General features: G+C 37.9%; 19 protein-coding genes. 11 read left to right on the forward strand and 8 right to left on the reverse strand.

Features of this window, described 5'->3' with window-relative positions; all coding sequences use genetic code 11:
- Positions 1 to 63 precede the first annotated feature (63 nt).
- From H6G83_RS24095 to H6G83_RS24125, 7 genes are all read left to right on the forward strand, one after another.
- Positions 64 to 1,647: a cyanoexosortase A system-associated protein gene (locus tag H6G83_RS24095; protein ID WP_190476604.1), complete on the forward strand. Its 1,584-nt coding sequence runs from the start codon at positions 64 to 66 to the stop codon at positions 1,645 to 1,647.
- An 858-nt stretch (positions 1,648 to 2,505) separates the two neighbouring features.
- A complete protein-coding gene (locus H6G83_RS24100; protein ID WP_199328574.1) occupies positions 2,506 to 3,711 on the forward strand; it encodes a glycosyltransferase in 1,206 nt (401 codons plus the stop codon).
- Positions 3,708 to 4,835: a glycosyltransferase family 4 protein gene (locus tag H6G83_RS24105; protein WP_190476606.1), complete on the forward strand. Its 1,128-nt coding sequence runs from the start codon at positions 3,708 to 3,710 to the stop codon at positions 4,833 to 4,835. The genes H6G83_RS24100 and H6G83_RS24105 overlap by 4 nt, the downstream gene beginning before the upstream one ends.
- On the forward strand, positions 4,832 to 5,530 hold the full coding sequence (locus H6G83_RS24110) for a class I SAM-dependent methyltransferase (RefSeq protein ID WP_190476608.1): 699 nt from the start codon (positions 4,832 to 4,834) through the stop codon (positions 5,528 to 5,530). The genes H6G83_RS24105 and H6G83_RS24110 overlap by 4 nt, the downstream gene beginning before the upstream one ends.
- Before the next feature lie 165 nt (positions 5,531 to 5,695).
- Positions 5,696 to 7,054, forward strand: a complete 1,359-nt coding sequence (locus tag H6G83_RS24115) for a hypothetical protein (protein WP_242044780.1) — start codon at positions 5,696 to 5,698, stop codon at positions 7,052 to 7,054.
- Positions 7,051 to 7,779, forward strand: coding sequence for an acyltransferase family protein (locus tag H6G83_RS24120; RefSeq protein WP_190476610.1), 729 nt, complete (start codon positions 7,051 to 7,053; stop codon positions 7,777 to 7,779). Before H6G83_RS24115 ends, H6G83_RS24120 begins: the two co-directional genes overlap by 4 nt.
- A gap of 481 nt (positions 7,780 to 8,260) precedes the next feature.
- A complete protein-coding gene (locus tag H6G83_RS24125) occupies positions 8,261 to 9,385 on the forward strand; it encodes a glycosyltransferase family 4 protein (RefSeq protein ID WP_190476612.1) in 1,125 nt (374 codons plus the stop codon).
- A gap of 140 nt (positions 9,386 to 9,525) precedes the next feature.
- Here the strand turns inward: H6G83_RS24125 and H6G83_RS24130 are convergent, their stop codons facing one another.
- From H6G83_RS24130 to H6G83_RS24155, 6 genes are all read right to left on the reverse strand, one after another.
- Positions 9,526 to 10,635, reverse strand: a complete 1,110-nt coding sequence (locus H6G83_RS24130; RefSeq protein ID WP_190476614.1) for a glycosyltransferase family 4 protein — start codon at positions 10,633 to 10,635, stop codon at positions 9,526 to 9,528.
- Entirely contained in the window at positions 10,625 to 11,716 is a 1,092-nt protein-coding gene (locus tag H6G83_RS24135) for a glycosyltransferase family 4 protein (protein ID WP_190476615.1), read from the reverse strand. Before H6G83_RS24135 ends, H6G83_RS24130 begins: the two co-directional genes overlap by 11 nt.
- A gap of 18 nt (positions 11,717 to 11,734) precedes the next feature.
- A complete protein-coding gene (locus tag H6G83_RS24140; protein ID WP_190476617.1) occupies positions 11,735 to 12,256 on the reverse strand; it encodes a class I SAM-dependent methyltransferase in 522 nt (173 codons plus the stop codon).
- 22 nt (positions 12,257 to 12,278) lie between these two features.
- Positions 12,279 to 13,019, reverse strand: a complete 741-nt coding sequence (locus tag H6G83_RS24145; RefSeq protein WP_190476619.1) for a methionine biosynthesis protein MetW — start codon at positions 13,017 to 13,019, stop codon at positions 12,279 to 12,281.
- 70 nt (positions 13,020 to 13,089) lie between these two features.
- Positions 13,090 to 13,959 (reverse strand): hypothetical protein, encoded by an 870-nt coding sequence (locus tag H6G83_RS24150; RefSeq protein WP_190476620.1) that lies wholly within the window; start codon positions 13,957 to 13,959, stop codon positions 13,090 to 13,092.
- 24 nt (positions 13,960 to 13,983) lie between these two features.
- The gene (locus H6G83_RS24155) at positions 13,984 to 15,255 is read right to left on the reverse strand and encodes a lipopolysaccharide biosynthesis protein (RefSeq protein ID WP_190476622.1); all 1,272 of its coding nucleotides are present in this window, start codon (positions 15,253 to 15,255) and stop codon (positions 13,984 to 13,986) included.
- Between the two features lie 1,046 nt (positions 15,256 to 16,301).
- Between H6G83_RS24155 and fba the strand changes: the two genes are divergently transcribed.
- From fba to H6G83_RS24175, 4 genes are all read left to right on the forward strand, one after another.
- Positions 16,302 to 17,381 (forward strand): class II fructose-bisphosphate aldolase, encoded by a 1,080-nt coding sequence (fba, locus tag H6G83_RS24160; protein WP_190476624.1) that lies wholly within the window; start codon positions 16,302 to 16,304, stop codon positions 17,379 to 17,381.
- A gap of 877 nt (positions 17,382 to 18,258) precedes the next feature.
- A complete protein-coding gene (locus H6G83_RS24165) occupies positions 18,259 to 18,735 on the forward strand; it encodes a hypothetical protein (RefSeq protein ID WP_190476626.1) in 477 nt (158 codons plus the stop codon).
- A gap of 179 nt (positions 18,736 to 18,914) precedes the next feature.
- Complete coding sequence (locus tag H6G83_RS24170; RefSeq protein ID WP_190476628.1) at positions 18,915 to 20,102, forward strand: RNA-guided endonuclease InsQ/TnpB family protein; 1,188 nt, start codon at positions 18,915 to 18,917, stop codon at positions 20,100 to 20,102.
- A 230-nt stretch (positions 20,103 to 20,332) separates the two neighbouring features.
- Positions 20,333 to 20,680 (forward strand): helix-turn-helix transcriptional regulator, encoded by a 348-nt coding sequence (locus H6G83_RS24175; protein ID WP_190476631.1) that lies wholly within the window; start codon positions 20,333 to 20,335, stop codon positions 20,678 to 20,680.
- 220 nt (positions 20,681 to 20,900) lie between these two features.
- Here H6G83_RS24175 and H6G83_RS24180 read toward each other — a convergent pair whose 3' ends face one another.
- Together H6G83_RS24180 and H6G83_RS24185 are read right to left on the reverse strand one after the other, a co-directional pair.
- The gene (locus tag H6G83_RS24180) at positions 20,901 to 21,596 is read right to left on the reverse strand and encodes a polysaccharide deacetylase family protein (RefSeq protein ID WP_190476633.1); all 696 of its coding nucleotides are present in this window, start codon (positions 21,594 to 21,596) and stop codon (positions 20,901 to 20,903) included.
- Positions 21,597 to 21,627: 31 nt separating this feature from the next.
- Positions 21,628 to 22,911 carry a glycosyltransferase family 4 protein gene (locus tag H6G83_RS24185; RefSeq protein ID WP_190476634.1) on the reverse strand — a complete coding sequence of 428 codons (1,284 nt, stop codon included), beginning with the start codon at positions 22,909 to 22,911 and terminating at the stop codon, positions 21,628 to 21,630.
- Positions 22,912 to 23,138: the final 227 nt, after the last annotated feature.

A 23,138-nucleotide genomic window follows, 5' to 3' on the forward strand; every position in this document is an offset into this window, starting at 1 on the left:
TCAGTAATGAGGGCTATGTTCCTCATTGCTAACTTCAAATAAGTTCAGAAAATTGAAACTAAAATGTTCATCAGTAGCCAAAAGCTGAAGGAAGCTAGACAAGCGTTTTTACTTCGCTTTCAACCTTTACTGCAAACCCAGTATTTTTATCTGCTTGGTATATTCACTACTCTTGCAGTTTTGCATTTAAATATAGTAAGCAATCATCCTCTAGAAGATGAGGAAACTACATTTTATGCTCTGTACTGGGCTGGTATTATTTTTCTACTTTGGCAAAATCGGCAACAAGAGACGACTACAACTTGGTTTTCTAGTTTCTTAGGTTTAGGATTGCTATTTCTGGTAATACTTAGACCCATTTACCTGTGGTATTTAGACTTATTCTTGTTTCGATTTGGGCCTATTGTTGCTGCATTAGGATTAGGATTACTCTCTTTTGGTTTTGCAGGGTTAAGACATTATTGGCGCTTATTTTTATTGTTGTGCTTGATGCTTGTTCCCTATGGCTTCATCAATGAAATTTTTGCGTTTCGGCTACATTTTAGTGAATTAACTGCAGCCATATCCGCTTTTGCACTCCACTATATAGGGTTAAAAGCTACTGTTCATGGTGCTTTTGTCAAACTGCCTACAGGTCAAGTTGAAGTTCTCTATTACTGTACGGGGGGTATGTTAATTTTATGGTTGCTAAAGCTCACTTTGTTAATCATAGTAGTTGTTCCTTCTTTAAGTTGGCGACAGAGATGTGGATTAGTAATATCTGCGTTCTGTACAGGGTTTTTAGTTGGTTGTATTCGTGTGGCTTTGTTAGCTGTCGTAGTTAATAATCATAGTCTATTTGACTATTGGCACAACTACAAAGGAGGAGCTATATTCATGGCAACGGCAACTATTACTTATGCAATTTTGTGTAATTGGATACTGCCTCTAGAATTGTTATCCTCAGAAGAACAGCCTGATTCTAACACTAAAGCAATTGTAGAACCAAAGAGGCGTTTCTTTCTTGCTACTACTTGGCTATCAATTTTATTAACTTCTATCTATTTAATAGCTAGTAAACGACCTGTGACCAACTCAATTTTTCCAAACACAATACCTGTGAATAGTTGGAAACAAGTAAACGTGAAGTCTTGGAACCAGCCAAAGTCTGACACTCCAGTAAATACTAAAGTTCTGATGGTGCTATCAGGAAAGGATTATAGCTATATCAAAAATAGTCAGTCGCTGGAATTACAAATGCGTTATGTCATAAATACTAGAGGCGAGCCAAACCCTTTTTTACAGCAACTAAGTAAAAATTTATTTAAGGATAATCTGAAAAATATTAAGTATGTAAAAGGAATTGGCTACTATACGCTTTATAGTGACAGTAAACAAGCTTACCTGACAGCCTGTATTAATCCACGTGGAGGTAGTACCGTTACTTCCAATCAATTTATGCAAAATCGCTATACTTATGACTTAGCTTGGAATCGTTTATTACCGTGGATTTTTGGTCAAGAAGTTCTTAGAGATAACCGTTGTATATGGACGCAGGTATCTATTCCATTGAATGGAGCTGTAGACTCTAGTGTTTATCCAATTTTAGAATCATTTTGGGCTGAGAACTACGTTGCATGGCAATCTCTACTGCTGGCTATATATTAATGATATTTATGATAGTTTTCAAATAGTAAATTGTTGACATATATTATTTAGATTAAATATTAAAAGTTGGCATTTTTCTTACATCATTCGATAACCAACTATAGGTGAGAAATTCAGCTAAAAATTTTGTATATTATTTATTCATATCTTGCACCTTCTCAATAAGCAGGTGGTGGGCAGTGCAGCACCCTACGAAATAATAAGCACATGGGGTAGGGTGCGTCAGATGTGGAAAATCCTTAAATGTGTACGAAATTATGGGGGCTGACGCACCCTACAGTTAGTTTGATTATGACACTTCCGTAAGTCCTATTACTTATTCTTCCATTTTCTTGTAAATATGTACATTATTGTTATTCCTTCTAGTCTGCCCTTATCAAGAGGAGGCTGTGAGGGTTTCTTTCTATGTGTCTTTATATGTAGACGGTATTTCAGTGGAAAGCTTATGGTTTTATACTTTGCCAAAACAAGTATAAAATAATAGCTTTTTAAAGCTAAAACTACTTAAATCACTTCTGAATTTACCAAATTCATATGCTGCAAAATAGCATTGTTAGTAATCGTATAAGTGTTCTTACTATTGCATAGAATACTTATATTAAGTTATAAAATAAATCGATTCTAATCTGGACAATCAATTAATACCAATTCAAGTAATGCTTGAGAACTATAAATTATTGTAAAGGCGCAACATTGTTGTGTACATAAGTGTTTATATCAGTTTTTTTAGTGGTATAAATAAACCAAAATAACTCATATACCTAATATTGACAAGCTTCAAAACTTAATATTGAAGCTATAGGTTTGTCCTGACTTGATAATTCGCGCCAAGAACCATTTTGAATTTAGATACTGAAAATGCTCAATTATCGAATCATTCATCTTTCTAAATATTATCCTCCCGACCGAGGGGGCATAGAAACTCATGTGCAAATACTAGCTCAAACTCAAGCTGCTTTGGGTGCAAAAGTTCATGTAGTTTGTGTGAATGGATTTGATAAGGAAGGAAATTTATCTACTAAAACTAAAACCGTTAACGAAATAGATGGTGATGTAAATATTACGCGCCTTGGTCGGCTGGGATCATTTGCTAGATTTGATATTTGTCCAGAACTGCCAAAGAAACTTTACCAATTGGTTAAAGAACCCAACACTTTACTTCATCTGCATACGCCTAATCCTACAATGCTTATCGCCTTAACAACATTACACAAGCGTGTTCCTTTAGTAATTACACACCACAGTGATGTAATTAAGCAAAAAGTGTTGAAGTATGGATTACGCCCTTTTGAACATTTAATTTATAGCCAAAGTTCACGAGTTTTAACAACTAGTTTTCCCTATATTGAAGGCTCAAAATTTTTGCAACTTTACCGCCACAAATTGAGCTATTTACCCCTTGGATTACCATCTTCTAATTACGTCCAACCTAATCAAATAGCCCTTACTTTCAGCAGCAGCTTAAAGGAAAAATATCAAGGGCCAATTTGGTTAGCAGTCGGTAGGCTTGTTTACTACAAAGCACTGCATATAGCAATTGAAGCCTTGAGCCGAGTACCAGGAACACTGATTGTAGTTGGAGTTGGGTCTTTAAAACAAGAATTGAAAGCTTTAGCCCAAAAGCTGGGGGTAGACGACCGTATTGTCTGGCTAGGTCGTTTGAGTGAGGATGAACTTGTAGGTGCTTATCACGCTGCGACGGCTCTTTGGTTTCCTTCTAATATACGTAGTGAGGGATTTGGGTTAGTTCAGGTCGAAGCTATGGCGAGTGGTTGTCCTGTCATCAATGCTAATATTCCTGGTAGTGGTGTGCCTTGGGTGAGTCGGCATGAACAAGAAGGGCTGACTGTAGCAATTAACGACCCAATAGCTTTAGCTAAGGCAGCAAAGCGTTTGCTTGATGAACCTGGTTTGCGTAATCGATTAGTCATAAGTAGCCGCAAACGATCTGAGTATTTTAACCATGTAACTATGGCTCAAAGAAGTTTTGAATTCTATGAAGAAGTTTTGGCTCAAGAGTGGAACTATATGAACACATCACAATCATCGGTTAGTTCGTTATGAAAATTTTGCATATTTATTCAGGAAATTTATTTGGTGGCATAGAAACGTTATTGGTGACATTAGCAAAAGAGCAAAGTTTATGTATGCAGATGCAACACCACTTTGCTTTATGTTTTGAAGGAAGATTGGCTCATGAACTGCGAAGTTTTGGTGCAAAAATTCATTCACTAGGTAAAGTGCGGATTAGTCATCCTTGGACAATGTGGCAAGCTAGATTGCAACTCCAGCAATTATTAAAGCAAGAGCGATTTGATCTGGTGATTTGCCATTCTTGCTGGTCGCAAGCAATTTTTGGGTCGGTTGTTAGGGCTAAATGTATACCACTCATTTTCTGGTGTCATGATGTGCCTAATGGCAAGCATCCTTTAGAGCAGTGGGCTAAAAAGATTCCACCAAACTTAGTAATTGCTAATAGCCTTTATACCCAGGCTGCTGTATCAAATCTCTACCCTCAAATTGATAGCAAAATTCTTCTATGTCCAGTAGCTTGTCCAGATATTGGCAAGGATGCGTCGATTCGCCAAGATGTAAGGGCTGAACTCAATACTCCCGATGATGCAATAGTACTTATTCAAGTATCTCGTCTGGAGCGATGGAAGGGACAAAGTTTTTTGCTGTCTGCTTTGGGAAATCTACGCGACATCCCAGGTTGGATATGCTGGCTAGTTGGTGGAATACAACGCTCCCATGAAGCTGAGTACTTGCAAGAACTAAAGATACAAGCCCAACAACTTGGTATTGAGGATCGTGTGCTATTTTTAGGGCAACGAACTGATGTGCCACGCTTGTTAGCGGCGGCTGACATTCACTGTCAACCGAATACAGGCGGAGAACCATTTGGGATTGCTTTTGTAGAAGCTCTTTATGCAGGCTTACCTGTTGTGACAACTACTATAGGCGCAGGAATGGAAATTGTCGATGATTCCTGCGGGCGACTGGTTGCACCAAATGATATTAACGCTTTGAGTGATGTTTTAAATTTTCTAATTTTAAATCCTAGCGAGAGAGCGACTCTGGCGGCTGGGGGAAAACCACGGGCTGAGTATCTTTGTAATCCTGCACAACAGCTGACTCGACTTTACAATCTACTTTCTGAAGTTGTTGAATATGAGGCAGTAGCATGATTTCATCTGATGGCAGTGAGCAAATAGTACAACCTGATGTTGAAAACCGAGCGCAAAAAAGCCTTGGTGCAAGTAGCGATCCTATTTACCAAATGGTAGCCAAAACATTAGCAAAACGGTATCTTGGTGGCGGTGTACTGGTAGATATTGGTTGTGGTAGCGGCAAACTGTGGTCATTTGTAGGCGATCGCAGTGATTGCTATATTGGTTTTGATGCTGTGCGTTATCCTGACTTACCACCACAGATCGAATTTATTCCCTTCAATTTAGATATTGGTAAAACACCTTTGCCAGATGGATTTGCCGATGTAGTATGTGCGGTTGAAATTATTGAACACTTAGAAAATCCACGGGCTTTTATGCGAGAACTGGTAAGGTTCACCAAACCAGGAGGATTAGTAATTGTGACTACGCCCAATCAGTTGAGCTTGTTGAGTAAGTTGAGTTTAATTTTCAAAAATCAGTTCAATGCTTTTCAGGAAGCACCAGGTCTTTATCCAGCGCACATAACAGCTTTACTAGAAATTGATTTTATCCGTATTGCTACGGAGTGTAAACTTACCGATACTGAAATAAACTACAGTAACCAGGGTCGTATACCTTTTACCCCGTGGCACTGGCCTAAAAAACTTGGTTGTCACGGACGTGCATTCAGTGACAATATCCTTTTGGTGGGGCAGAAACTGAAAGTTTAATGATATTTATTGAACTGAAAGTTGATTCTATAAGACCTTTTATAATTTTAAATCTGATGTTTTTTTTAGCATCTACAGATATTTTATAAAGTTTGGTTTATTAGCTGTCAAATCAAAAATAAAGATTATCATAGATAACTTATATTCTTATATTTTTAAGGCTAAATGATTCTTAAAGTAAACCAGAGTTTCCTAGATTCTTTTCTAGGCAGAAAATTAAACTGGACTTGGGCGCATACCTTTATTCTGCTACAGTTTACTCTTCAGATATTGCTGTTATTTCCCCAAATCGGCATTCTCAGAGTGCCAATAAGAGCAGGTTCCTTTACCCTGAGCCTATTTTTCTTAGTACTGTTGCGCTCAAAAGGTGCTAAACATCCCGCCACTAACCCAGCATTTTTAATAATCTTAATCATGCTGTTACAATTCAGTCTTCATCCTTATATTAATTCTATAACCGCAGGGGCTGCTGAATGCGCTATGTATATTGCTATTCTCAGCCCCTTGTTTTGGGTCAGAAGTTTAAATCTCACACAAATTGGGTTTGAGAGTTTAATGTTTTTGATGTGGACTATTCACACCATGAGTGCGATTTTTGGAGTTTTACAGGTATATTTTCCGGGAAAATTCCAACCATCTCTCTCTATCACTGTTCAAAAAAGTATTTATCAGGGAGATAACTTATTAATCACTTTAGCTAATGGTCAACAGGTCTATAGACCAATGGGCTTGACTGATACACCGGGAGGGGCAGCAACTGCAGGTTTTTATGCTCTTTTGTTTGGTGTTGTGATTGCACTTAAATATAAAAACCCGATTTTACGAATTGTAGGGATAGGTAGTGCTGGTCTTGGTCTGTTTTGCATTTATTTATCACAAATACGTTCGATGTTGGTATTAGCTGCTATTTGTATGGTTTTCTTGGCAGGAGTGTTGCTCAGAACAGGACAAATTGCACGTTTAACAATGATGGCTTCAAGTGTGACAGCCTTATTTACATCAACATTTTATTGGGCGCTGGCAATGGGGGGAAAGTCTACACTGGAACGTATATCTAGTTTATTTTCGGCATCTCCTGATGAAGTTTATCGGCAAAACAGAGGGTTTTTTTTGCAGGCAACGATTGAGGAGCTACTTCCTAAATATCCTTTGGGGGCTGGTTTAGGGCGTTGGGGAATGGTAAATACCTATTTTGGCGATAATACTGACCTAGTATCCCAACCGATTTGGGTAGAAATTCAATGGACTGGATGGTTACTTGATGGTGGAGTACCTCTTGTATTTGCTTATATTGTGGCGCTAACTCAAGCTTGTCAGACTGCTTGGAAGATTGCTATCAATCGTAAATTAGGTGATTTTGCTCTCTGGGGTGGGTTAATTTTTGCTTACGACATTGGGGCAGTGGCAATTACTTTTAATTATCCTCTGTTTATGAGCCAAGGTGGAATGGAATTCTGGTTACTGAATACAGCATTGTTTGTAGCGGCTAAAAATAGAGCGATCGCAAATTCATCAGTGAAATGAGTGAAAGTAGAGTTATGGGGCTAAACCATGAAAAAAATCATCATATTTACTCGCTTACCTCAATTAAGGGAATTGCGTCCTTATGGGTTGTGCTTTATCATATTGCCGAATTTATGACCAACTTGCTGCCAGAATGGTCAATCATTAACCCGTTAATTTCTTGCGGACATCTTGCTGTTCCACTATTTTTTATTCTGAGTGGCTACCTGTTATCACTCCGTTACTTAGTTACGGATAGCTTGCTTTCATTCAAAAGTATTATCCAATTTTTATGGTTACGTCTTGGTCGTATATATCCAGTTCATATAGTCACTTTGCTAATCTGTCTTGCAATGACAGCACGTCGAGGGTGGCCGATTGATGAAGCACATTCTGTAGAAAGATTTTTTTCAAACTGCTTCTTGATTCAAGCGTGGGATTACTCATTTAATCTTAGTTGGAACTATCCTTCATGGTCTATTAGTTCTGAATGGTTCGCCTATATTTGTTTGCCAATGTTTGCAGTAGTACTTTCTCGTCTTAGACGTACTGCGCTAATTGCCCTTATAGTTATCAGTTGTGTACTTTCGGTTTGGGTATATGTAATTGAACAATCTTTAGTATTTAAAGGTATTATTGTTGTCATTCCAACTTTCATAGGTGGAGTAGTTCTGGGTATGCTCTGCCAGCCATCTAAATCTACTATAGCGGTTTTCAAGTCAGTGAGGTACAGAAAAAATGATTGAACGCAGATGTACGCAGATGGACGCAGATGAATCTGTATTCTATCTGATTGCAATCCGCTATACTGCTTTGCGTTGGTTAGACAAAGTGCTATTAATACTACTTATAATTTTACCCTTTATTATAAAATCCATTCAGTTGCAAACTATAGTTTATATTATTTTGTTTTTTATACTCGTTGCCACACTAGGTATAAGTGGTAATCGCTCTTCATTATTTTTGCAAGCCCCTCCATTAGTATATCTTGGTGAAATTTCCTATTCTTTGTACATGACTCATACAATTACACTTACATTAATAAGTAAGTTTCTGCCATCTAATATCGTAAGTGAAAGTTTACTAATTGTGCGGCTTACCTTAGTTCTGTATTGTCTTTTGATTATTTTGTTTTCAGCTTTACCAATATACTATTTGGTAGAAAAACCCTTGCGAAAATTATCACGTCAAGTAATTAAGGTTAGACAAACTTAATAATATTATTATATGAAGTCTTATCTGCTAGTAACTGGTGATTTTGTCAAAATAGGTGGGATGGATAGAGCTAATTTTGCTCTGGCTGACTACTTAGCAAGGCAAGGACAAGAGGTATATTTAGTAGCCCATCGAGTAGCAAATGAATTGTTAGCTTATCCTCATGTAAAATTCCATCCTGTGCCAAAAGTGGCTAATTCGTATTTACTTAGCAGTCCTTTACTCAATTGGATGGGGCGCTTTCAAGCACAACGTCTTGGTGCTGGTAGAGTGTTAGTAAATGGTGGTAACTGTCAGTGGGGAGATACTAACTGGGTGCATTATGCTCATGTTGCTTACGCACCTAACTATCAAGCTGGGTTACTGCATCAGTTAAAGGGGATAGTTTCTCGTCAGATGTTTTTGGCTGAAGAACGAAAGGCCTTAAATTCGGCGCGAGTAGTTATTGTCAATTCAGAACGTACAAAACGAGATTTGATTGAGAAATTGGCAATTCCTGAGCAAAAACTGCACACAGTCTACTATGGCATCGATTCGCAAATATTTTATCCAGTTACTCAACAAGAGCGAACTTTACTACGTCAGCAGTTAGGTTGGTCTACTGACAAGTCAATTGTAGTCTTTATTGGTGCTTTAGGCGATCGCCGTAAAGGATTCGATACACTATTTACAGCATGGCAACAGTTATGTAAGTCCCCAAATTGGGATGCAGACTTAGTGGTAATTGGAGTAGGTGCAGAACTACCATTATGGCAGCGTCGAGCTGCTGAGTCTGGTATTTCTAATATACATTTTTTAGGCTTTCGTTCTGATGTGCCGAAATTGCTACAGGCTGCTGACTGCTTGGTTGCTCCCACTCGGTATGAAGCCTATGGTTTGGGAGTGCATGAGGCATTATGTTGTGGTTTACCTAGTATAGTCAGCGCTACAGCTGGAGTTGCCGAACGCTACCCACCACAACTGCAAAACTTGTTAATTCGTAATTATGAGGATGCTGTTGATTTAGCCGCGCGGCTTCAACAGTGGCGGTGCAATCAACAATACTACAGTCAATTAGTATCTACTCTTTCACAAGAGTTACGAGCTTATACTTGGGATGATATGGCAAAGAGTATCATAGAAATAATGGAACAATGAGAGGCTATTTTAGGACTTATGCAACTGTCATAATTAAACTAACTGTAGGGTGCGTCAGCCCCAATAATTTCGTACAGATTCAAGGATTTTCCACATCTGACGCACCCTACCCCAAGTGCCAATTGCGTAAGTCCTGTAAATTATTGGCATAAATTGGCATAAATAAATTGTAGATAAGATTTGGCTACACTTTGCCAACTGTATATTTGATAATATTCATCCTTAAACTCGGATAGAGGTATGGTGTCTAAGGTTAATTCTAATGTTGGTGGAAATGATTGTAAACTATCTTTAAATAAAGGCTTTAAGTCAGGTACTGCGCCTGCTGATGTAGCAAAAACAGGCATTCCCGACTCTAGCATTTCATTTAACACTAGCCCCCAACCTTCAACATTACTTGTAAACAAACCAACATCGTGATTAGCCAGCAAAAAATAAAGTTGACTCCTGGCAAATGATGAGATTATGTTTAATTTGCCTGACTCAGTAAGTTCTGCGGGAAAATGTTTACTTACATCATAACCGCATCCGGCAATAGTAAAAATATCTTCAGGATGTGAAGCTGCTCTTTTAACAATAAAGTCAACTAGTTTACTGGTTCCTTTATGAGAAATCCAACGACCTATCCAAAGAAAGCGAATACCTTTACCTTGATGTTTTTGGCGATGTAAGCGGATTTTCGTGAGTTCGGCTTGGTCAGTGGTTGAGAGGGCATTTATATAAGAAATTAATTTACTTCTCCACCAGGGAAACCATTTCTTCATCCATTCAAGTTCCCTGCTACCAAGACAAAGAATATAGTTTGCCCTGCTCCATCCTTGTAGGAGGAAAAATATATAGGGTATTTCTAATAAATAACGAAATGGGAGTAATAATATCTTTTTAAAACTACTTTTTTGGGAATAATTTAATTTAGATGGTATGTACAAAATTTCTGGTTGAACACTACGAGCTACCACTAAAGCTGATTTAGCAACTTGCTCAGTGATAAATACAGTAAAGCTATCAATCACATCAAAAGGTTCTTGAGTTTTAATAAACTCATCCAGATGATAACGTACTAATTGGATACGTTGAATGTATCTTTTGGGGCTTGTGAAACTGGGGAGCGAATGAGGAGACCAGAGAGTTACATGGTGTCCTTGCTCCCGTAAAGCTGTTGCTAAATTGATTGCTACTTGACCTGCACCAAACTCAGCAGCAAGTGGAGAATGGGTAGCTATAAGTATGCGAAGGGAGCTATTGACCATTTTGGTAGATATCTAAATGTTTTTTGACCACTGTTGACCAACTGAGAGGTTCTATCCACTCACGACAACGGGTTTGGTATCCTGCATATTCTGTTGGCGATAAGTGAACAATTTGATGTAGAGCAGATGCGATCGCTTCGCCAGAATTTTGTTTAACTACAAAGCCAGTACAATGATCATCCACAAACTCAGACATTGCACCAGCATCAGTACAAATAACCGGAGTTCCACAAGCTTGCGATTCTAACAATGTCAAGCCCATCAACTCAGGAACTGGTGTATACTCTCCGTAGCAGTTTTTATGTACAGATGGCAAAACTGTCACCATTGCTGCACGATACTCATGAAGTAAACGCTGATCGTCAGCATCATGAATAAATTCTACGTTGAGTCCATCTGCTAGTTGTTTGAGGTCTTGATAGAACTGTTCACTGTAAACTCTACCAACAATTGTCAGTTTGTAGTTTGAGTGATTTAGCAAGCGAAAAGCTTCTAGTAAGTAGTTAATACCTTTATGAGGCAAAATTCTACCGACATAGAGAATTTTATGTGCTTTTTTTAAACTAGCATCTGGACAAAATTTCTCTATATCTACACCTCCTTTAGCCACAATTGCTTTTTTACTCAGCGTAGTTGGCAAAAAATCTAAGGCAAATTGTGATTGAGCGATCGCCTGACGATAGCCACGAAAAACGGGTAATTTATGATTGATATAAAAAGAACTACCACCACCATGATCTGTAACAAAAACTCGTTTGTTAAGAAAAGATGCGGCGAGACAAGCTACGTCAGAAACTAGAGTATGGATATTGTGTATATGGATAATATCAGCATTGAAAATTGTTGCTAGATATTTAAAGCATAGAGGATTAATCTTACTACCTTTGATAAATTTTTTAACTGCATAAGTTTCGCATTTAAGTTTACCTTGTGTGTAAGATTTCCTCTCAGAAGAAAAACTTACTAGTGTAGTATCCACGAACCGAGACATCCAAGATGCTAACTCTGTGGGATAACGTTCACCACCACCGATAATTGATACATCATCAAAGTAACTTGGTGTGATGTGAATAACTTTCATAATCAAATATAGTAATGCTTACTTAATAGCCTCTAATTCAAAATAAACATACCAAGCTGGAAATATCCAAGCCCATCTTTGTTCATAAGTTTGGGGAAATTTATTTGCTAATCTCCTGATCACAGAACGATTCACTCTGCCACCTTGAAACTGTATATGACGATATTTAATCTGATATCTAGCCTTTGAGTAATATGATAAACTATGGCTATCAGAAAAGTAATCAAAGGAGAAATAGCTTAAATGCCATTTATGCGTCGGATCTATATATGAATTTGCACAAGAAAAATGAGGAGTAGTAATTTTTAGTAATCCTCCTGGCTTGAGAATCCGATGAAATTCCTGTAAATTATTAGGAATATTTGTTAAATGTTCGATCACATCAAAGCATTCTATTTCTGAAAAAGTAGAATCCTTAAAAGGATAAGGCATCTTTTCTAAGTCCCAAACTATATCAGGCTCTACTTCAGGCGATATATCCAGTCTCACTAAGTTTGGTTGTTTTTGCTTTCTACCGCATCCAACAGACAGTATACTCATATTTTCTATGATACTAATTTACTTAACTAAATAATCGACGTTTTATACCTTTAAAAATTCTATTTCCCTCTTTAGTAAATTGTTGAATATTATATCTATACTGAGGATACTGATATCTGGCAGAAACAAATTGGCTAAGTTCTTCATAGATGTTTTCTAATCCATCAATTCGCTTTTCAGAAAAATCAAATTTATCTTCCCAGAATAAAAAGGCAATAGTTTCATTATCTGGGATAGTTTTGACAAACGATGGCGGAAATGATAACTGGAAATCTCCATGTATGATGTGATATTTCATGAGAAACTGCACATGATTATCTGTTATATCAACTAACCATCTATGATGTGATAATCCAGCTAATTTATCTGATTCTAATCCCCGACATGATTCAATTAGTCTGGATGGAACTTCTATATATCCACGTTTTGATACCCTAACCAGTTCAGAACATACATATAATGGATCTCTGACATCTTCTAAAGTATGAGAACATATGGAAAAGTCAAAAAACTTATCATCAAATGGCCAAGGTTCTCGATCACAAAAGTCTCTTTGAACCCATGTTTCTTTGCTGAAATATTCTTTTGTTCCTCCTTGAGATTTGGGCATCCCAATTTTTTCATAATAGCCTCTAGTTGCAAATGATCCCGCATCTAAGACCCAGTTTGCACGGTTAAATGGACAAGCCCATCCACCAACATCCAAAACCAGATCATCAGGTTGAATTTTTGATAAAACTTTTTCAATATTTTTAGGATACATAGAAGTCTCTCTCGGTTATTGTTATGTAAATAAAGGATTTTTCAGATATTAATAAATAGAAAATCTCATTCTATAAGGATATATCTTGCCATGATTTAATGTTGGTATCTACCCAAGGCATATATTGTGACGTACCTGCAAAATGAAGAAAATAGTTATTAAGAAAGGCTGTATTCAAAGCAGGAACAGTAACTTTCTTGACTGGTAATTGATAATGACCTCTAGTCAAACGTTTCCAGACTCTAATAGGCTTAATTTCTGTGTTTTTTGGTGGTAGTAAGAATGGGTAATCCCTCACCATACAAGTTAACCACACCTTATTAAATCTGTCATCTAACCAATGAACGCAATTAGCCTTAAGTAATTCATAAGATAAGGCATCCATCTCAAAATTACCAAGGGGAGTATCGTTATAGTGGTGATAAGTATATTCCAGTATAGAATTATGTTTATGGGGAGATAAAACCATAACTCCAGTTTGCACAACTTGATCGAAGAAATTAGGCAATAAAGCTCCTAAATAATACTCTTTGGCATTACGATAAGGCCAATTCCAAAATTCTATAATTCTGTTAATTAAGATTTGCTCTTTTCCAGGTAAGGATTCGTTAAATTGAGCGAATGCACTAACAGCACCGACCTTATCCTCTGGTACATGAGAAACTATGCAGGGCGAATTAGGGTTAATAAAAATGTCTGAATCTATCCACACTACACGCTCATATTCTCTAACTCTTTGATCACTCAAAATTAAGCATTTTTGCCAAGCAGCAGACCGTGAACGAGCAAGTTGAGATTCATCAAGCGGTTGGTCAATACAAATAATATCATAATCATATAAAGCTGCATATTTGTACCAATTTGCAGCGCAGAGCTTGTGCCAACGCTGAGAATAGTAATCACCAATTATTAAAGTTACAATCGCTTTTTTATTTTTCATTTATTGTTATGTAAATCGTTAAAGTCAAATTTTATTATAGTTACTGAATCCCCGATATGTAATCATTAAACTGACTAAAAATGAAGATATTTGAGATAATAAGCTAAAAATTACCACCCCTTTAATAGATGATATATCTAAATTCATCAAGAGAAATATCTGTAAAAATAACTTCATTGGAATATCAACCCAGGCATACTCAACCCATCCTTTAGCAAGATTTAGCGAAGTCATCATACTAAGAAGGGAATTTACAACTGTTACAACAGCTATCATAAATAATTCATTTTTTAGATAGCTATACTTCTTACCTATTACCCAAAGAATTTGTTCAGGAAAAATATATATTATTAGAATAATGAATGTCGCAAATAATAGAAAAAATCCTAGTATTTGAAAATACCGTCTCCGCAGAGTTACAACTGATTGGCAACGAGAAAAACTTGGTAAAACAATTGCTGTCATCACCGAATTAATAATTGTAAAAATAACACCTATTCGTCCTAAAGCTCCTAGTTCAGCCACATTCTGTGTAGTACCAAATATGCTAATGAGAAAAACGCTTAGTTGCACCTGAACACAGAAGAATATACTGTTAGGCAATGAATGTTTAATTGTCGTCAATATATATTTTTGCTGTTCTTCATTGATAGGTGCTTTGGTATCAATGTTTTCCTTTACCCATTGTCCTAAAATAAAACGCTGTAATCCAGATATCAAAGATGCAAATGCAATTGCTATTGTAGCATTCCAATAAGTTAAGTAACCCAATCCTAGCAAAACTATCTTTAAAATTGCTGAAAATATATCTAAATTCTGAACCAGGCTAATTTGCGAATGAAGATGAGGTACTACTATTAGTACACCATTGGTTATTTGAAAATTTAGCCCTATTAAAACTATAATTGAAATAAAAATAGCAGAAATTATAGAAGCACCATTGCGAATCAACATCCAAATTAAAATTGGTGTGACTACAGAGATTGAAATTGCTGCGAGAAAGTAGCGTAACCGCATTGCAGTATTAATCAACTGACCAAAACGATAGCGATCTTGCCAGACTTTACCTCCAATAGCGGCAAGGCTTGTACCAATACCTGAATCAGCTAGTATGTTCATTGTCGATAGCATTGAGTTAGCAATGGTGTAATAAGCATATTGCTGCTGATCTAGAGTACGAACTATGAAAATACCACTAGCTATAGTCAAAGCTTGAACTAGAATTTGAGCAGAGACAAACTTGCTAAGTACTTTGATCCAATAAGCGACATTGGAAGGTAAAAAAGGTAAAGACATCTACTCACTCTTCTAGCCTGATTAAACACAGTAGTACTTTTTGATATAGATTCAAAAATTCCGTTCAATATAGCATCACAGATCAAAAAGCCTAGTATGTATTTATACTTCTTAATAAATTTTTACATTCCACGTTGGGGTTGAGCGGGAGCAAGGCGATTTCAGGACTTACGCAAGTGTCACAATTGGTAGTTGGTGCGTGACGCTACAAGTCTCATAACTACGTTCAAATATTTTCTCCGCGTCACACACCCTACAGAAAAAATATGCCAGTTGCGTAAGTCCTAGATTTTATGATGTCGCATAAAAAACGAGCGATGCTGGCGACGGGTTACGCCTGGCTACGCTAAATCACGTATTAAGGTGTTTTTAGAAGAATGCTTTGAGAAAGAGCCAAGTATATATAAAGTAGTTCCAGGGGTAGGGTGCGTCAGATGTGGAAAATCTTTGAATGTGTACGAAATTATTGGGGCTGACGCACCCTACAGTTAGTTTGATAATGACACTTGCGTAATTCCTAATATGATTGGGAAATGGAGCAATGGCTGCAAGAATGGCGTTATATTGCGGCGCAACTTCATTCATAAATGGGAGTATATCTCCAGAAATGGGCGGTTAGAAACCACTTCTACACATACAAAACCTCCCTCCGCAGGTAGAAAAGCTAGATTTTTCTTGATTTTGCGTACATTAAGTAATTTTAAAAACAAGAAAATTAGCTCGTACTTAGCCGCTAAAGCTCCAGATTATAGACTTATAATACTAACACTATGCTGCATAAAGGCTGATTTGAGGGAGGAGCGATCGCCCATCCTATACCTTCTGGGATCACAGATTACCAAAGCCTATCACTGTAACGTAGCATACTTGACAGTAGTTTAAATAAAGCATAAGGCATCTTGATTATTAATCGCGTAAACTTTTTCAACATAAACACCCCACACTAGTTATAATTTCCTATAAGTTGAAAAAACTCTTAAGAATTAGCGTAATTAATACGCTGCTCTCACACCGACTAGCTGACAACCACATTAGGAGGACTATCTATGGCGCTTGTACCAATGCGGCTGCTGTTGGATCACGCAGCTGAAAACGGTTACGGCATCCCAGCTTTTAACGTTAACAACCTGGAGCAAATTCAGGCAATCATGAAAGCGGCAGAAGAGACAGATAGCCCCGTCATTTTGCAAGCTTCCCGTGGCGCTCGTAACTATGCAGGCGAAAACTTCCTACGCCACTTGATTTTGGCTGCGGTAGAAACCTATCCTCACATTCCCATTGTCATGCACCAAGATCATGGTAATGCTCCTTCTACCTGCTACTCAGCTATCAAGAACAACTTCACAAGCGTAATGATGGATGGTTCTTTGGAAGCTGATGCCAAGACACCTGCCAGTTTTGAGTACAACGTTAATGTTACTCGCGAAGTTGTCAATGTAGCTCATGCTTTGGGCGTAAGCGTAGAAGGTGAACTCGGTTGCTTGGGTTCTCTGGAAACCGGCGCAGGTGAAGCTGAAGATGGACATGGTTTTGAAGGTACTCTTGACCATTCTCAACTGTTAACTGACCCAGATGAAGCAGTTAGCTTCGTAGAAGCAACCCAAGTAGATGCTTTGGCTGTAGCTATCGGTACTAGCCACGGTGCTTACAAGTTTACCCGCAAACCAACCGGGGAAATTTTGGCAATTAGCCGCATTGAAGAAATTCATCGCCGTCTACCTAACACCCACTTGGTAATGCACGGTTCATCTTCCGTACCCGAAGATTTAATCGCTTTGATTAACGAGTACGGTGGTGCTATTCCTGAAACCTACGGTGTACCTGTAGAAGAAATCCAAAAAGGTATCAAGAGCGGTGTGCGTAAAGTTAACATCGACACCGACAACCGTTTGGCTATCACCGCAGCTGTACGCGAAGCTTTAGCAAAAAATCCCAAGGAATTCGACCCCCGTCACTTCCTCAAGCCTTCCATCAAATATATGCAGAAGGTTTGTGCTGAACGCTATCAGCAATTTGGTACTGCTGGTAATGCAAGCAAAATTAAGCAAGTTACTCTCGAAGATTTTGCTGCTAAGTATGCCAAGGGTGAACTCAACGCTGTTACCAAAGCTGCTGCTAAGGTTTAATTTTAGTCAAAAAGTTAATAGAGGCAATAATTTGCTTCTGCAAAATTTTTGATATTCATATAAATCAACCGGGAAGACTGAGTTTCCCGGTTTTTTGTTGTGCTGCGCTTGTTATAGCAAGTCCCAATTCGCAATTAGGGACTTGCAGATAAAAAATATCCAAAATGTAGGATGCGAAGTATAAATATTTTTTTGGTATAGCAGTCGAAGCATAGGTTAGGACATCATACAATTTTAAAACTTTTAATTTCAAAGGCTTGCAGCCCTGTCAAGAGTCACCTATCACCTGTCCCCTACTATATAGTTAGAGTTTATCGTCATGACGCACCTAGTAACAGTCAATTTGCATAGTTGTTTTTTGCTGTTCTCTTAATCAAGTGAAAAACATCTAATATCAAGTTCGGCTAATTACCCATTACCAGCCCCTAAGATATGATAAGTATTTCAGCGAACTGGATATAATTTGTATATTGAAATTAGATTAAACTTTTATAGCCTGGACAATATCCCCGACCTGTTTATGTCAGTTAAATCTGGAAGAGCTTACTTCCTAAAAAGCCGTAAGCATTCCACAGCATTCTAATAGTAATTTGAAAAAAAGGCGATAGATACCTGGTTAGGCATAAATAGCTGTGCGCCGCTAATGATAATGGATGTGTTGTAGAAATTTGTTGAATAATAAATTAAATTGTTGAACTTATTACCGAAATTAGTTTGTTACGGGTTGTATATAGGAATGTGCTAACTTCAGTAATTAGCTGTTGTTTTGATGAGTAATAGCAAAACAACCTGATTGACAAAACTTAAGCAGTAATAGTCAAACAATCGACTCTACTAATTTTTGATATTTAATACTGACCTTATATGTGAGGAAAAAATGTACAAAATATTATTTGATGCTGACTTAATGTTAGATGCTGTGATGAATCGCACCGAATTTGCTGAGGATATCAAAGCACTATTAGAAAATTCACATCATTGGATTCGTTTATACTTAACGGATGTTGGTTTGCAAAAAATTTCTGCTTATACCTCCTGTTTAAGAAACAGCTATATTTCTGAGATTGTAGCTGAGTGGTTACAAGAACAAATACAAATTTGTACTGTTGACCAAGGTTTAGTGCAGAAATCACGTCATTTATCCCTCAAGGATTTTGAATCAGCTATAGAGTTGGCTTGCCTTAGTCATTATCAACTAGATGCGATCGTCACTAATCACCCTGAAAGTTTTATTGCATCTAGTTATCAATTTTGTGTCTGGTCGTTTAATGAGTTATGGTTACGTATCGATTTAGAGAGTCAGTTACGAGTCGTGATGCGTAAAGCCCCCAAGTATGAGGGACAAAACCAATAAGTTTTGTCCCTCATACGTCTTTTAAGTGGGGGTAGAGCGCGAATGACCCTTTGGGTTCGGCAGTTGCTTTCCGACGCAAAGCGCGATTGTTCGCACTGCCTCACCGAATTTATTCGGTCGTGGTGTTTCGTTAAATCCCTCCTATGTTATGCTGATATTGCAGCGTAAGAGGTTGTCAATTGCTAGTATACGAGTTCAAGTTAAAGGGCAAACAGCAGCAGTTCAGTCTGATTGATGAAGCAATCAGGACTGCTTTGTTTGTCCGTAACTCTTGTATTCGCTACTGGATGGACAACCCAAAAGTTGGCAAGTATGATTTAAGCTCATACTGCAAAGAGCTATCTGCCAACTTTGAGTGGGCAAATAAGCTCAACTCAATGGCAAGACAAGCCGCCTCAGATAGAGCTTGGGCTGCAATTTCTCGGTTTTATAGCAACTGCAAGAAGAAAATTCCAGGTAAGAAAGGTTTCCCAAATTTCAAAAAACGCGGACATTCTGTAGAGTACAAAACTACGGGATGGAAGTTGTCAGATGATAGAAAATATCTCACCATGACTGATGGTTTCGAGATCGGGAGACTAAAGTTAGTTGGGACTTACGACCTACATTTTTATCAAATCAAGGATATTAAACGTGTCCGATTGGTAAAAAGTGCAGATGGTTACTACGCTCAATTTTGCATTGCCGTTGACCGAGAAATTAAGGTAGAACCAAGCAAAAAAGTTATTGGTTTAGATGTTGGATTAAACCACTTCTACACTGATTCAAACGGAGAAAAGGTAGAAAATCCTAGATTCTTGAGGAAATCCGATAAGACATTAAAACGTCTACAAAGACGGGTTTCCAAGAAGTTTAGAAAAGCTAAACCTCAATCCAATAACTATAAAAAAGCTAGAAACAAACTAGCAAGAAAACACTTGAAAGTTAGTAGACAGCGTAAAGACTTTGCTGTGAAGTTAGCAAAGTGCGTAATCCAGTCTAACGACTTGGTTGTCTATGAAGACTTGCAAGTGCGGAATATGGTTAAGAATCACAAGTTAGCCAAAAGTATTAGTGATGCGTCTTGGTATCAGTTTCGGTGTTGGCTTGAATATTTTGGTAAAGTTTACAGCAAAATAACCATTGCTGTACCACCACACTGGACGAGTCAAAACTGTTCTAATTGTGGGGAAATTGTTGTCAAAACTTTGTCAACCAGAACCCATGAATGTCCCCATTGTGGAACTGTTTTAGACCGAGATGAAAACGCTGCACTAAATATTTTAGCGTCGGGATTAAGTACGACGGGACACGTCGGAACTAACGCTTGGGGAGAGAACGACCTCTGTTTGAATCTGGTCACAGGTTTAGATAAGTTGGCTCAGTGAACCAAGAATCCCCGAAATTCTATTTCGGGGAGTGTCAAAGACCATAGATACTAGCTTATGAATGTTATTTAATTTTTTAAATTAAGATAAAGTTTATAATTTAATTAAGATATTTTAATGAATGTGGTTTTTTGGTAAACAAAAGAGCCTAATTTTTTGGTAATTTGATTGTACAGGTTTTCTTTGGTGCTAGGATCTAGCACTATAGGTAAGTTTAAAGTGCTGTAGCTGTGAAACAAAAGCCAAAACCGAGAATCGCATTATTGCGGGAAAAAGCAGGGTTAACTCAGTTAGAACTGTCCCGTCTTGTTGGTGTAACTGAAAGCACTATTCAAAACTGGGAAAGTGGTCGGACTGGAACAGACCATATCGAAAGAATTATTAGGTTTTGTAAAGCCTTGAATTGTCAAGTAGAAGACCTAATTGAGTACAAAGATGAATTAACCGAAGAATTTGTAAATAAACCAAATTCTTTAAGTGACGTTCATCATATGTTAGGCACTGAAGAAGCGACTTCAGCTAGTCGTTCAGAGGGTGGATTTTCTCAACAGCCAAAGTCACCTGAAATCAGTTTCTAGCGTTTAAACTTAAAGTTGCCATCTCTGACCAATGACTTAAAGGATATTTATAAAGTAAAAATAAAATTACCGTAGGGTGTGTTAGGCGCATATTTCGAGATGGTTGATCGCGAAAAACATAATCTAAGCGTCTAACGCACTTTCTTATATGATGGTGCATCAGGTGGAAGCTGTAACACAAGGGTAATCACGCGGTAGAAGCCAAATCTGTTTGCCTTACCTACTTTATTTTTACTTTATCAATAACCTCTAACTGTTGCCATAAAGCATCAACAGTAATGAATTGGTAGCCTTGTTGTAATAATTGCGGGATTAATATTTGAACTGATGCAGCAACATCTTGTCCACCACAAGCACCGTCATGTAGCACAATGAGTGAGCCGTTCTGCACTTGCTGGAGAACTCGCTGTACTACTTGGCTGACTCCAGGTCTTACCCAATCTTCTGGAACCACAGTCCACATGACTGGACGATATTTCCACTGTTGGAATAGGTTTAAGGTTTTGGGTGTAAACAAGCCGTTGGGGGGTCTGACATCACGTACTTTTGCCGGTGGGAGGTTACAAGCATTGTAGATGGCAACTTGGGTTTTTTCTAAACTATCTTTGAGTTCGGTGGGCGATAGTATGGGGAAAGACCGATGATCGTAACCGTGCAAGCCTATCCAGTGACCCCGATCGCATATTGCTTGTGCAATACTGGGGTGGCGATTGACACAAGCACCCAACCAAAAAAAGCTAGCAGTGATATTGTAGTGATCTAAGACTGCTAATAATTCGGGGGTGTATTGGGGATGGGGACCATCATCAAATGTGAGAGCGATCACTTTTGTATTGCGATCGCCACTCCAAAGACAGCCAGGAAAAGCCGGCTGGAGAATCCGATAAATAATCGGGAACAGAGGCGCAAACTGCATTTTGACTATTCCCTAACCTGAGATGTCAAAGTTAAATCTTAACAGATTTTTGCGGACTCAATTGTCCCACAGATGGAAGCTTGACTCTCTTCTTACCTAATAACTCAAAAAATAAATCCTCATATTGCTCAATTGCTTGCTCAAAGGAGAAATATTCTTCAGCAAATTTTCTACCTTGATTGCCTAACTTAGTTGCAAAGGTCGGATTATTATATATCTCTAATACTGCTGCGGCTAATGCTTCCGGTGATTCTGGCTCGACAATGATACCGCCACCACTTTCTTTAATTACCTTGGCTGCTGTACCAGTCGCAGGTACTGAACCCACAATCGGACGACCTGAAGCTAATGCTAAGGGTATCTTGGAAGGCATATTAAAAGCAATCACATTACTTTTCTGCACAATTAAGCTAACATCAGCCGTCGCCAACATCTGCGGTAATTGTTCCCTTGGCTGCAATGGTAAGAGTAAAACATTATCAGCCCCACAAGACAGACAATATTTCTGCAATCTAGATAAAGCTGTTGATTCACCAATAATCACAAAGCTAATATCTGGAATGTGGCGCAAGTAGGTAGCGGCCGCGATGACAGTCTCTAAACCTTGTGTGAGGGCAATATTCCCAGAGTACATCACTACGAATTTATTATCTAGTTGATGGACTGTCCTCCAGAAATTTTTCTTAGCTAAGGGACGAATAAAATTCACATTTACCCAATTGGGAATACAAATAATTTTTTTGGCGCTTACCCCTTTATTTATTAAATTCTCCCGGAAGCCATCAGCTATGACACTAATTTTAGTAGCATTTTTGTAAGCAAACTTTTCTATAATTTCGCAAAAGCGAATCATTAATTTATTGGTCATTAGTCCGACGCGCACGGCTGCTTCCGGTAAGATATCTTGTACATTTAACACCACAGGACAATTATAAAGCCGACCAAGTAGGGTTGCTGGTAGTGAAACCAAAAGTGGAGGTACTGTTAATAAAATCAAGTCTGGTTTTTTGCCGTTAAAGGCTTGGGGCAAGCTGGTGAAAATAAAACTTAACTCTAGTAATAATCTATCTATGAGGTTGGGTTTAGATTTAATTCTGAGGTAACTGCGCTGGATTGTTACGCCATTCTTTTGTTCTGTAACGTACCACTTACCTTTATATTCTTCGTAAATTTCCCGTTGGGGATAGTTAGGCATTCCTGTAATCACTCGCACCTGATGCCCTCTTTGTGCTAAACCCTCCGCCAGTTCAGTCATTAAAGGTGCAATGCCGATTGGCTCTGGATAATAGTTATAAGAGTAGATAAGAATGTGCATGATTTATTGCTTTTTGTAAAGTGAGCCAGAACTTAGCTGCTATATTTGCGTATTTAGTTAAATAGGTTATTTATTTTCCTTATAGCTAGATGCAATCTAATATTAAAATACTTATCATTCATTCTTATTTTTATTAAGTCCCTCTAGTCAGAACACATATGTGTCTCGGCATTATTGAGCGGATATCATTCTATTAACATAGGGTTCACATAATTGGTGATGAAGAT

The organism is Anabaena azotica FACHB-119, assembly GCF_014697625.1.
GTDB classification, from domain to species: Bacteria; Cyanobacteriota; Cyanobacteriia; order Cyanobacteriales; family Nostocaceae; genus Trichormus; species Trichormus azoticus_A.